This window comes from Kosakonia oryziphila (genome assembly GCF_900094795.1).
Taxonomy (GTDB): domain Bacteria; phylum Pseudomonadota; class Gammaproteobacteria; order Enterobacterales; family Enterobacteriaceae; genus Kosakonia; species Kosakonia oryziphila.
Genome location: NZ_FMBC01000006.1, coordinates 60,519 through 73,144, shown reverse-complemented (window position 1 = coordinate 73,144; position 12,626 = coordinate 60,519). Strand labels below are relative to the sequence as shown.

8 protein-coding genes and 2 pseudogenes are annotated in these 12,626 nt (G+C 53.9%); 5 read left to right on the top strand and 5 right to left on the bottom strand.

Annotated elements, in window-relative coordinates:
- Window positions 1-255: 255 nt before the first annotated feature.
- Window positions 256-414: pseudogene (locus GA0061070_RS25440) on the bottom strand (IS4 family transposase); the annotation flags it as partial.
- Window positions 415-751: 337 nt separating this feature from the next.
- On the opposite strand from GA0061070_RS25440, the gene katG reads away from it, so the two are divergent.
- Window positions 752-2,935 carry a catalase/peroxidase HPI gene (katG, locus tag GA0061070_RS04435; RefSeq protein ID WP_090134017.1) on the top strand — a complete coding sequence of 728 codons (2,184 nt, stop codon included), beginning with the start codon at window positions 752-754 and terminating at the stop codon, window positions 2,933-2,935.
- A gap of 346 nt (window positions 2,936-3,281) precedes the next feature.
- Here the strand turns inward: katG and GA0061070_RS24630 are convergent, their stop codons facing one another.
- Window positions 3,282-3,491: a hypothetical protein gene (locus GA0061070_RS24630; protein ID WP_139109727.1), complete on the bottom strand. Its 210-nt coding sequence runs from the start codon at window positions 3,489-3,491 to the stop codon at window positions 3,282-3,284.
- Window positions 3,492-3,669: 178 nt separating this feature from the next.
- Here GA0061070_RS24630 and GA0061070_RS04430 point away from each other — a divergent pair, with 178 nt between their 5' ends.
- Window positions 3,670-4,650: a GlxA family transcriptional regulator gene (locus tag GA0061070_RS04430; RefSeq protein ID WP_090134015.1), complete on the top strand. Its 981-nt coding sequence runs from the start codon at window positions 3,670-3,672 to the stop codon at window positions 4,648-4,650.
- 78 nt (window positions 4,651-4,728) lie between these two features.
- A complete protein-coding gene (gap, locus tag GA0061070_RS04425; protein WP_090134013.1) occupies window positions 4,729-5,739 on the top strand; it encodes a type I glyceraldehyde-3-phosphate dehydrogenase in 1,011 nt (336 codons plus the stop codon).
- A 276-nt stretch (window positions 5,740-6,015) separates the two neighbouring features.
- Here the strand turns inward: gap and adhP are convergent, their stop codons facing one another.
- Together adhP and GA0061070_RS04410 are read right to left on the bottom strand one after the other, a co-directional pair.
- Complete coding sequence (adhP, locus tag GA0061070_RS04415; RefSeq protein WP_090134012.1) at window positions 6,016-7,047, bottom strand: alcohol dehydrogenase AdhP; 1,032 nt, start codon at window positions 7,045-7,047, stop codon at window positions 6,016-6,018.
- Between the two features lie 27 nt (window positions 7,048-7,074).
- Window positions 7,075-8,595, bottom strand: coding sequence for an aldehyde dehydrogenase family protein (locus GA0061070_RS04410; RefSeq protein ID WP_090134010.1), 1,521 nt, complete (start codon window positions 8,593-8,595; stop codon window positions 7,075-7,077).
- Between the two features lie 272 nt (window positions 8,596-8,867).
- On the opposite strand from GA0061070_RS04410, the gene GA0061070_RS04405 reads away from it, so the two are divergent.
- Entirely contained in the window at window positions 8,868-10,604 is a 1,737-nt protein-coding gene (locus GA0061070_RS04405; protein WP_090134009.1) for a sigma-54-dependent Fis family transcriptional regulator, read from the top strand.
- Window positions 10,605-10,616: 12 nt separating this feature from the next.
- Window positions 10,617-10,789: pseudogene (locus tag GA0061070_RS24625) on the top strand (IS3 family transposase); the annotation flags it as partial.
- On the opposite strand, the gene mqo reads toward GA0061070_RS24625, so the two are convergent.
- Window positions 10,790-12,442: a malate dehydrogenase (quinone) gene (gene mqo, locus GA0061070_RS04400; RefSeq protein WP_090134007.1), complete on the bottom strand. Its 1,653-nt coding sequence runs from the start codon at window positions 12,440-12,442 to the stop codon at window positions 10,790-10,792.
- Window positions 12,443-12,626: the final 184 nt, after the last annotated feature.

Sequence of the window (12,626 nt, the reverse complement as noted above, 5' to 3'; positions counted from 1 at the left end):
GCCTGGTCAGTAATTGCAAATGAAACTACTGACCAGGCAATTATCTGTCAATGGATTGTCAAGATAAGCGCACATTTTGTCATGTCTGTCAGCAGCGGACAGCATGCTGCATAGAGGTTTTCAGGCGAATGCCTCTGACGTCCCATGGCAAGAGAATTACCCGTCATCCTTCAAGTCGCAGGTGTGTTGGCTTTTTTATTCGGCTCATCCCTGAGCCTTACCCCTTCGGGCTGAGGGATCCCCACAAAATCACCGCTAATAAACCAGCACCATGCTTCGGTAGGTGCTGGTGAGTTGGGCTAAAATACTCTCCAGTTTCACCCACCCGATTATTCGTGGTGAATGCCGCAGTACATTTTCCGCCAGTGTCAAAAACGATATCACTCTTCGATTTTTAAGGCTGTTCGCCTGATAACTGCCTTTTCATAGTAAAAGCCTTTATCCCGCCTTTATGCTGGTTTATGGCGGAGTCTCTGCGATCTTTTCTTTCTGCCTCAGTCTCTTGTGCACTGACGGTAATCTGCGCTTCTGCCGCCCTTTTATGGGTTCGATCAAACAAGACACAAAAAAAACGGATCAAGCGTAGCGCGATTGCTAAGGTTTGGGGCAATGATGAATTTATGTGATGCTTGTCTATTTTTTACGCATCAAAAGAAAGGTATTAACTATCAAATCTGTAGATTTATTCAAGTACCTTTAACAGGAAGCAGTGTATATCGTAACGGCATTACACAAGCAAATGGAGCCAGATATGAGCACGTCAGACGAAAAACCCCTCTCTTCAGCCGTCGAGAAATGCCCTTTCCATGATAAAGCCAGCAAGCCCAGCACGCCCAGAGCCACCAGTAACCGGGACTGGTGGCCAAACCAACTGCGTGTCGATCTGCTGAACCAGCATTCTAACCGCTCCAATCCGCTGGGTGAGTCTTTTAACTACCGCGAAGAGTTTAAAAAACTCGACTATTCCGCACTGAAAGCCGACATCCGTAGCGTACTGACTGATTCGCAATCGTGGTGGCCTGCCGATTGGGGCAGCTATATCGGGTTGTTTATACGTATGGCCTGGCACAGCGCCGGGACATATCGCACCGTTGATGGCCGTGGCGGCTCTGGACGCGGTCAGCAGCGCTTTGCGCCGCTGAACTCCTGGCCGGATAACGTCAGCCTTGATAAAGCGCGCCGTTTGCTGTGGCCGGTAAAACAAAAATATGGCCAGAAAATCTCCTGGGCCGACTTGATCATTCTGGCGGGGAATGTGGCGCTGGAAAATGCCGGTTTCCGCACCTTCGGTTTTGGCGCGGGCCGTGAAGATGTCTGGGAACCGGATTTCGACGTGGACTGGGGTAATGAGAAAGAGTGGCTGAGCCATCGTCATCCGGAAAGTCTGGCACAGGCAGCAATTGGCGCCACTGAGATGGGGCTGATTTACGTTAACCCGGAAGGCCCGAACGCTAGTGGTGAGCCCGTTTCCGCCGCCTCGGCAATTCGCGCCACCTTCGGCAATATGGGGATGAACGATGAAGAGACCGTCGCGCTGATCGCCGGCGGTCATACACTGGGTAAAACCCACGGCGCAGCCACACCGGATGGCCATGTTGGTCCAGAACCGGAAGCCGCACCGCTGGAAGCACAGGGCCTTGGTTGGATGAGCAGCTATGGCAGCGGCGCAGGCGCTGATGCTATCACCTCCGGGCTGGAAGTGGCGTGGACACAAACGCCAACCCAGTGGAGCAACTACTTCTTTGAGAACCTGTTCAAATATGAGTGGGTCCAGACCCGTAGCCCGGCTGGCGCTATCCAGTTTGAAGCCGTCGATGCGCCGGAAATCATCCCGGACCCGTTTGATCCGGCGAAAAAACGTAAACCCACGATGCTGGTTACCGACCTGACGCTGCGTTTTGACCCGGAATTCGAGAAAATATCTCGTCGCTTCCTGAACGATCCGCAGGCATTTAACGAAGCCTTTGCCCGCGCATGGTTCAAACTGACACACCGTGATATGGGGCCGAAATCCCGCTATATCGGGCCTGAAGTTCCGCATGAAGATCTGATTTGGCAGGATCCGTTACCGGCTGCCACTTATCACCCTGACGGTACAGATATCGCCAACCTGAAAGCGGATATCGCCGCATCAGGCTTGTCGGTAAGCGATCTGGTTTCGGTAGCCTGGGCTTCCGCTTCCACCTTCCGGGGCGGTGATAAACGCGGCGGTGCCAATGGCGCACGTCTTGCGCTCACCCCGCAAAATGGTTGGGAAGTAAACGCCCATGCAGTGAAAGCTTTACCGGTGCTGCAACGCATTCAGCAGGCGTCAGCAAAAGCCTCACTGGCCGATATCATTGTGCTGGCCGGTGTGGTTGGCGTTGAGCAGGCGGCGGCGTCGGCCGGTGTACAGGTGAATGTGCCGTTTACACCGGGACGTGTTGATGCGCGTCAGGATCAAACGGATGTCGACTCCTTTAATCTGATGGAACCACTGGCTGATGGTTTCCGTAACTATCGCCGCGTCTGGGATGGGGTGAGCACTGAAACCCTGCTGATTGATAAAGCCCAGCAACTGACACTGACCGCACCGGAACTGACAGTACTGGTCGGCGGGCTGCGTGTTCTGGGTGCCAACTACGATAGCAGCAAACACGGCGTCTTTACTGATCGCGTCGGCGTGCTGAGCACCGACTTCTTCGTCAACCTGCTGGATATGCGTACCGCGTGGAAAACGACCGACGAAAAAGCGGAACTGTTTGAAGCCCGCGATCGTCAGAGCGGCGAAGTGCGCTACACGGCGACGCGCGCCGATCTGGTCTTCGGTTCCAACTCGGTACTGCGCGCTCTGGCGGAAGTCTACGCCAGCAGCGATGCGAAACAGAAATTTGTCATCGATTTCGTTGCCGCCTGGACGAAAGTGATGAATCTGGACCGTTTCGACCTGCAATAAACCGTGCTGCGGCAAATAACACACCTGCGGGATCAAACCCGCAGGTTTTTTATGCCTGCCGCTTTATTTTGTGACAGCGTCACTTTCATCCTGGAGTAAAAAAATCCCGGCGGAAATACCGGGGGAAACAGTTGATAACGAGTTTTGCTGACCGCGCTCCACGATCAAAGAGTAACAACCGATGATGCCAGACACTGCGAGAAGTACGCTTCGGGGCACGCTTACGCCATTAAACGGCAGGAATATAACGCAGAGATGACGGCAGGATTTCAGGAAAAATAAGTACCAGGGCGGCACCGTTATGCCCGTCGCCCAAAATAGCCACCAAAAAAAATATGATTAAAAGTCAGTCAGATGCTGACGTTTCTTCTTGATCGATCGTGAGCACAAAATGATTATTATGGCGGGTTATTTTTGCACCGCTGTCGCCATAATTCGCAGAAAGCATGAAAAAGTCATCGGCATCGACATCAAATGCCAACTCCACCTCCGTCTGCTTGCCAGAGGTAATCATTTGATAAGCCTGCTTTAAGTTATACGCCTTTGCTATTGTCATGGATGAATCCTCGCGTGATATGCGACCGATAAAAATCCTGTACTGTAGTTATAGTAGCGATTTGGAAATTCGTTTGCTTCTCATTTACAGTCTTTCAGATTTGGATCAAAGCCAGCTCTTACGCTTAAAATCCTATCCGCATCTTGACATATAATGTGGCAAGCGTACTTTTCAGGACATGAAGAGATTCCTGATTATCGTTCCCGATGGCAGCATGTTGTTCGAAGCTGCCGGTATTGCCGACATTCTGATGCAGGCCAATCGCCTGCATGTGGATGAAACCCAACAGCCGCGTTACCGGGTGAGCATTGCTACCACGCAGCCACACCAGGTGATCCACGGCCAGTCTGGCCTGAATCTGCTGGCCGATTTCCGTCTACCGGAACTGGACCCGCGTGAGCCGTGGGATACCATTATGATCACCGGGCGCGGAACTAATGAAGAGGAAGGCACCGCTGTCGTTGACTGGCTGCGTCTCGCCGCTCCCCATGCCGACAGAGTGGCTTCTATCTGCGGCGGCGCGATGCTGCTGGCGGAAACCGGGTTGCTTGACGGTCGGCGTGCCACTACCCACTGGCGGCTGCTCGAGATCATGCAGTCACGCTTCCCCATGGTCCAGGTAGAAAGTGGCCCTCTCTATATTCAGGATGGGCCGATATGGACTTCCGGCGGCGTCAGTTCCGGGTTTGATCTGACGCTGGCGCTGGTCGAAGAGGATTATGGTTTCACCCTCGCCCGCGACGTCGCGCAGGATCTGGTGATGTACTTGCGTCGTCCCGGCGGCCAGTTGCAGTTTAGCCGCTATCATCTGCAACAGGCGGAGAGTATCGGGCCTGTCAGTGAGTTACAAAGCTGGATCCTGAAAAACCTGACTGCCGATCTCTCAGTCGAAAAACTTGCCGAACGTGTGGCGATGAGCCCGCGCAATTTCACCCGCGTCTTTACCCGAGAAACCGGCGTTCCTCCGGCGCGTTATGTTGCCGAAGCGCGGCTTGCCGCTGCACGACATCGCCTGGAACAAACCCGCGAAACACTGGAGAGTGTGGCAGCCGCTACGGGTTTCGGCAACAGCATCAACTTACGCCGCATCTTTGAGCGTCAGTTGCACCTTACCCCCGGAGAGTATCGCCAGCGTTTCCATTGCCGCAAAATGGCGTAAAGTGATCCTTATTCGTCCTTTACGCCAAAACGCTGCCGACCTAAAGTGACTTCAGACACGAAAAAGAAGGAGTCAATCATGGTTAAGGTCGGCATTAACGGTTTTGGCAGGATCGGGCGCAACGTACTGCGCGCCGCGCTCGGTAACACAGAGGTTCAAATCGTCGCCATCAATGATCTAACGGACAGCAAAACCCTCGCCCATCTGCTGAAACACGATTCGCTGCTCGGCACATTGCCGGTTCCGGTTGAAGCAGGTGAAGGCCAGTTGTTTGTCGATGGCAACGCGGTACGCGTCTTCAGTGAACGCGATCCGGCGAACATTCCGTGGCGCGATGTCGGTGTGGAAATTGTGATTGAAGCCACCGGATTCTTTACCGATCGCGAAAAAGCGGCGGTGCATATTAGCCACGGCGGCGCAAAACGGGTGATTATCTCCGCGCCGGGGAAAAATGATGACCTGACTATCGTGCTCGGCGTTAACGATACGCAGTACGATCCGACACGTCACTTCGTGGTCAGCAACGGCAGTTGTACCACCAACGGTCTTGCGCCTGCCGCACAGGTACTGCACCAGAACTTTGGTATTGAACACGGGTTGATGAACACCACCCACGCTTACACCAACAGCCAGGCGCTGCACGACCAGCCGGAAAAAGATCTACGCGGCGCGCGTGCCGCAGCGCTTTCCATCGTGCCTTACTCCAGCGGCGCGGCGAAAGCGCTCGGCAAAGTGATCCCGGAACTGGACGGCCGACTGACCGGTTATTCACTACGCGTACCGGTACCGGTGGTGTCGATCGTCGACTTGACGGTAACGCTGAAACGCGATGTGACTGTAGAAGAAGTGAATGACGCTTTCCGCAAAGCCGCCGCAAACGGGCCGTTAAAAGGCATTCTTGGCTATAGCGATGAGCCGCTGGTTTCCAGTGATTATCAGGGCGATCCGCGATCTTCCATCATCGACGGCCTGTCGACGCTGGTGATTGGCGGCAACCTGGTGAAAATCCTCGCCTGGTACGATAACGAGTGGGGCTTCTCCAACCGGCTGGTGGATCTCACGAAACTGATGGCGCAGCGCGGTTTATAATACATCGCCCCCAACAAACCACGTTACGGCGTGGTTTGTTATTGCTCGTCGCTGTGACTCAAGGCGGCGAGCAACTGTGCGCGGCGCTGCTCAAGAGTGGCGATTTGCGCTTCAATGCGACCGAGGCGTCTACGCTGCAATTGTTGCCCATGAGACGGGAGCGAAGTTACCCGCGAGAGGTGAGAGCAAAATGCAAAAAGTATCCGGATAAAAAGGTTGCTGGTCACCTTAAGTGACCAGCATTAGCCCGGAGCCCCGTTTTTTATCACCACGCAATCACAACGACATATCCACCACAATACGGCCGGTTATTTTCCCGGCGCGCATCCGATCAAAGATGCCGTTGATATTCTCCAGCGGTTCAACGGCAATTTCCGCATGCACTTTATTGCGACCGGCAAAATCCAGCGCCTCTTGCAGATCTTTGCGCGTCCCAACAATTGAGCCGCGCACGGTGATGCCATCCAGCACCATATCAAAGATCGAGAGGTCGAATTTGCCCGGCGGCAGCCCGTTCAGCACCATCGTTCCGCCACGGCGCATCATAGTGGTTGCCTGCTCAAACGCTTTTGGTGACACCGCCGTGACCAGCACGCCGTGCGCGCCGCCAAACTCAGCGTGGAAGCGCTTGCCGGGATCCTCTTCCCGCCCATTGACCACCACCGATGCGCCAAGCCGACGGGCAAATTCGAGCTTGTCATCGTCAATGTCTACCGCCGCCACATTCATCCCCATCGCTACGGCATACTGGATCGCCAGATGACCAAGACCGCCGATACCGGAGATCACCACCCATTCACCGGCGCGGGCTTCCGTCATCTTCAGCCCTTTGTAAACCGTTACCCCGGCGCAGAGGATTGGCGCAATCGCATGGAAATCGACGTTATCCGGCAGAAGACCGACATAGTTAGCGTCCGCCAGACAATACTCAGCAAAAGTACCGTTTACCGAATAACCGGAATTCTGTTGCCCATGGCACAATGTCTCCCAACCGCTCAGGCAGTGTTCGCAGTGCCCGCAGGCAGAATAAAGCCACGGCACGCCAACCCGATCGCCCTCTTTTACATGTGTCACGCCCGGCCCCACCGCGACCACATGACCAACACCTTCGTGACCGGGAATGAACGGTGGATTCGGTTTCACCGGCCAGTCGCCTTCTGCGGCATGCAAATCGGTATGGCAAATGCCGGTCGCCGCGATCTTAACCAGAATTTTGCCCGCTGCCACCGCAGGTACCATGACTTCTTCAATCACCAGCGGTTGCCCGAATGCTTTAACCACTGCCGCTTTCATCGTTTTCAGTTGCATAGCATTGCCTCATCCTGATGAGATTGATTAATACAGACCCAGCGGCGTTCCGCTGTAGCTGACCAGCAGGTTTTTAATCTGCTGATAATGACTCAGCGCCAGCTTGTGCGTTTCTCGCCCAACGCCCGAATTTTTGTAGCCACCGAAAGCAGCATGTGCCGGATAGAGGTGGTAGCAGTTGGTCCACACGCGCCCGGCTTTGATGCCGCGCCCCATGCGCCATGCGCGGTTGATATCCAGCGTCCACAGCCCGGCGCCAAGGCCGAATTCGGTATCGTTAGCAATACGCAGCGCTTCAGCCTCATCTTTGAAAGTGGTGATCCCGAGCACCGGCCCAAAAATTTCCTCCTGGAAACAGCGCATGCCGTTGTGGCCTTTAATCAATGTCGGCTGAATATAGAAGCCGTTTTGCAGCGCATCACCGTGCCTGATAAGCTCGCCGCCGGTGATGATTTCGCCCCCCTCTTCGCGGGCAATGTTGATATAGGAAAGGATTTTGTCGTACTGCTCCTGCGAAGCCTGAGCACCAATCATCGTCTCGGTATCAAAGGGGTCGCCTTTGCGGATGTTTTCCATGCGCGCGAGCACTTTTTCCACGAACTGCGGATAGATGGACTCCTGCACCAGCACGCGTGACGGACAGGTACAGACTTCGCCCTGGTTAAAGAAGCCAAGCACGACGCCTTCGACGGCTTTATCGATAAATTCAGCATCGCCATTGAGCACATCTTCAAAGTAAATATTGGGTGATTTACCGCCCAGTTCGACGGTGCTGGGGATAATGTTTTCCGCCGCGCAGGAGAGGATGTGACGGCCAATCGGTGTCGAGCCGGTAAACGCAATTTTCTCAATGCGTTTGCTACGAGCCAGCGGTTCGCCCGCTTCCGAACCAAAGCCATGAACCACGTTGAGCACGCCTTTTGGCAGCAGATCGCCAATCAACTCCATCAGCACGCAAATGCCAAGCGGCGTTTGCTCCGCAGGTTTCAGCACCACGCAGTTACCCGCAGCCAGCGCAGGTGCCAGTTTCCAGGCCGCCATCAACAACGGGAAGTTCCACGGAATGATCTGCCCGACCACGCCGAGCGGTTCATAGATATGATAAGCCACCGTATTACTGTCGATTTCAGCGGCTGTCCCCTCCTGCGCCCGAATGCAACCGGCAAAGTAACGAAAATGATCGACCGCCAGCGGAATATCCGCCCCCATCGTTTCGCGAATGGGTTTCCCGTTATCCCATGTTTCTGTTAACGCCAGAACTTCCAGATTGGCTTCAATGCAGTCTGCAATCGCCAGCAGCACATTCGAACGTTCCTGCGCGCTGGTTTTTCCCCAGGCGTCGGCAGCAGCATGCGCTGCATCCAGAGCCCTCTCTATATCCACCGCGCCCGAACGCGGGAATTCGGCAATCACCTGTCCGGTTACCGGCGAGGTATTGGTAAACCAGCCGCCCTCTACCGGGTCTACAAATTTTCCGTCGATATAATTGCCATAACGCTGTTTAAAAGAGACTTTTGCGCCATCAAGGCCAGGGTGAGCATATTTCATCAGATGTTCCTCTTTTATTATCGGTACAGGTGAGGCGTCTCGCGCCAAAGCGGACAGAGGAACATAAGCACTTCTTATGCCAGATTGCTGGCATCATAAGGATAAACAGGTTTTATTTTTTAAAAACAATGAGTAACAGGAAAGTTTAACGATCTGACGTACAAAACGGCAAAAAATGAGGTGCAGCGAATGCAGGAATTGTGTCGCACATCGCTACACACGAGACACTCTTATGCTACATAAATGTAACATTGCAATTGCCGGAGAGTAACATGCCAACGCGCGTAGACGCTTTGCCAACAACCCGTTCCGGTCTGCCTTGCCAGTTGCAGGATTCGTGGCAACGTAGCCTCAACTATGGGTTGACACGGGATGATGACGCCCAGCCGTGGGTGGCTAACGCGATGCTGAAAGATGCGCGTGCGGAAAATGGCTGGGTGAAACACCTGGTGGCACCTCTGCTGACGCGGCTGCGACCTGAACTGAACAAACACCCGTCGATTATGGTGATGTCAGACGCGAGCGGCCTGGTGCTGGAGACGCATGGCAACAGCGATTTTCTGCATAAAGCGCAGCGTTATGCGCTTTCGCCCGGCAATCTGTGGGGCGAACATGCGCGCGGCACTAATGCTATCGGTACCGCGCTGGCGCTCCAGCAGCATTGTGAAGTGGCAGGCGGCGAACACTATCTGAGCCGTAACGCCGGGTTGTTCTGCTCAGCCGCGCCGGTATTTCGTCCTGACGGCCAGGTTGCCGGGGTGCTTGATCTTTCCACCCCGGCCCTGGCGCCGCGCCACGATGCAGCCACATTGATCCGCCGCACGATATGCCAGATAGAGCACGCCTGGGCCACCAGCGCTCTGGGCGCTAATCGCTGGCTATTAAGCCTGCACCATGATGAAAAAATCCTCGGCACCGCGCAGGAATTGCTGCTGATTTTTGACGATCGCACACTGCTCGGCGCCAATAAGCTGGCGATGGATGCTTTCGCTCTGACCAGCGGTCATTTTGGCGCACTTGAGCTGGATGCGTTGTTTCCCGGCCTTGAGCTGCGCGCCGGTGAAACGGTGCTGGAAACCGGTAATCATCAGCGTTTCTATGCTCGCCAGACGCTGCCAGCCCGCCGTTTTAGCGGACGCTCCAATGTGCAGCAGACAGATCATCACGGTATCGAAAAAGAGAAAGCGCTGCGCATTGTGAATGCCGGGATTGCGTTATGTATTACCGGTGAAACCGGCTGTGGCAAAGAGTATCTGGCGCGCGAACTGTACAGCCGCAGCCAGTGGCATACGGGAAATTTCGTCGCCATCAACTGTGCCGCGTTACCCGAACATCTGATTGAATCAGAGCTGTTCGGCTATGTTCCCGGCGCCTTTACCGGCGCCAGCCCGAAAGGGTATATCGGCAAATGCCGCGAAGCGGATGGCGGTGTGCTGTTTCTTGATGAAATCGGTGATATGCCGCTGGCGCTGCAAACCCGCCTGTTGCGCGTGTTGCAGGAGAAAAAAGTGACGCCTCTGGGTGCCAATACCAGTTGGGATGTACATTTTGCTTTGATCTGTGCAACGCATCAGGATCTGGCCGCACGGGTGCAGGCTGGCACGTTCCGCGAGGATCTGCTGTACCGCATTCAGGAGTTTCACCTGCGCATTCCGCCCCTGCGTGAATGGCAGCATAAAGAGGGGTTTATCCAGAAATTATGGCACGAACTGGGCGCTGCCAGCCGTGGTTTAACGTTAAGCAATGAGGTAGTGAGCACGCTAGCGCATCGGCCATGGCCAGGCAATGTGCGTCAGTTGTTAAGCCAGCTACGGGTATTAATGGCGCTGGCAGAAGATGGCGATCAGATCAAGCTCGCCGACCTGCCCGGCGAAATCCGCGTTGCGCCAGCGCCGCAAGGGTCCAGCGACGAACAGAGCGCCATTGCACAAGCACAAGGGAATATGAGTCTTGCGGCGAAAAAACTCGGCATTGCGCGCAGCACGTTGTATCGACGGCTGGCAAAATAGAATGACCGGCCGAATGCGTTTTCACTGTCACGCCCGGCCGATCTGGCACAAGCCCGGAAAATGGTAAAAGGCCCCATGCAATTGATCACCACGTGCGGCCCCATTAGCCCCTGAAATACAAAACGCCTGATGATATACATCAGGCGTTTGACCGGCAGAAAAATGTCAATCTATATAAAGATTAATCACAGCGCCATGTCGTGTTGCGGCGTATTTTCCATGTTTGGCGCTACCGGTTTAGCTTCCGGCGTTGCACTCTCTTGCATCTGAATCACCGGAGGTTTCGCCAGTTGCAGCGTTGCGGCGGTGTCATCCCATACTTTCTGTGTCAGCGCCACGTTGCCATTCATCTGCTGGCCGTAGCTCGGAACGATTTCACGGATTTTGCTCTGCCATTCCGCTGAGCTGAACTGCTGCGGGAACATTTTCTTGATAACGTTCAGCGTAATCGGCGCAGCGGTAGAAGCGCCCGGTGACGCACCCAGTAGCGCAGAAATGGTTTTTTGCTGATCGACCACCACTTCGGTGCCCAGCTTCAGCACGCCGCCTTTCTCTTCATCTTTCTTGATGATCTGTACACGCTGACCGGCCTGAATCAGTTTCCAGTCCTCTTTACGCGCCTGTGGATAGTACTCTTTCAGCGCCGCAAAACGATCGTCATCGCTCAGCATTACCTGACCGACCAGATACTTCACCAGGTCAAAATTGTCGAGGCCTACGTGGGTCATCGGCATAAAATTGCTGGTGGTGGTGGTGCTCAGCAGGTCGAAGAACGAACCATTTTTCAGGAATTTGGTGGAGAAAGTTGCGAATGGCCCGAACAGTACCACACGTTTGCCATCGATAAAGCGGGCATCAATATGCGGTACCGACATCGGCGGCGCACCCACAGAAGCCTGGCCGTACACTTTTTGCAAATGCTGGCTGGTAATCGCCGGGTTTTCGGTCATCAGGAAGGAACCACCAACCGGGAAGCCCGCATAGTTATCCGCTTCCGGAATACCGGTTTTTTGCAACAGTTTTAGCGCACCGCCACCAGCACCAATAAAGACATATTTCGCATCGATGGTGTGCTCGTTGCCGCTGTTCACATCTTTGATGGTGACATGCCAGGAGTTGTCGGCATTACGTTTAAAATCGGTAACCTCAGAGGAGGTTTGCAGGGAGAAATTGCTGCTCTTTTTCAGGCTGCCTACCAACTGGCGGGTAATTTCACCGTAGTTCACATCCGTACCCACTGGCGTCCAGGTGGCGGCCACTTTCTGATTCGGATCGCGCCCTTCCATCACCAGCGGCGCCCACTGTTTAATTTGCTGATGGTCAGTGGAGAATTTCATTCCCTGGAATAACGTGGTTTGTTGCAAAGCCGCATAACGTTTTGCCAGATAATCAACATTATCGCCCCAGACAAAACTCATGTGCGGGGTGGAATTAATAAAGTTGTGCGGGTTATTTAATACGCCGCGTTTAACCTGCGATGACCAGAACTGGCGGGAAATCATAAACTGCTCGTTAATTTCCAGCGCTTTGCTGACATCAATAGAACCGTCCGCACGCTGCGGCGTATAGTTCAGTTCCATATTGGCAGAATGCCCGGTACCGGCATTATTCCAGCCGTTCGAGGACTCCAGTGCAACAGCGTCGAGTTTCTCGACCATCACCTGTTTCCACTCCGGCTGTAATTCCTGCAGCCAGGTTCCCAGAGAAGCACTCATGATGCCGCCGCCAATCAGCAGGAAGTCAGTTTTCTGATTTTCTTCCGCCCAGGCACTGGTCACGGAACTGACGAGCAGCGCAACGGCGCTCAGCGATATAATTGTCTTTTTAATTGCAGGCATATTGATTAGGTTACATAGCAAGTGTGATTTGTGAAAACTGATATTAACGCATCTTTACGTTATTTTAAAATATCATTCACAACCTTGTTAAATACCCGCACCAATAGCTAACTACTTTTTTAAATTAAAAAAAGCAATGACGTAAAGTGTGTGGAATTAATATCACAAAGATTTATTTTAAAGC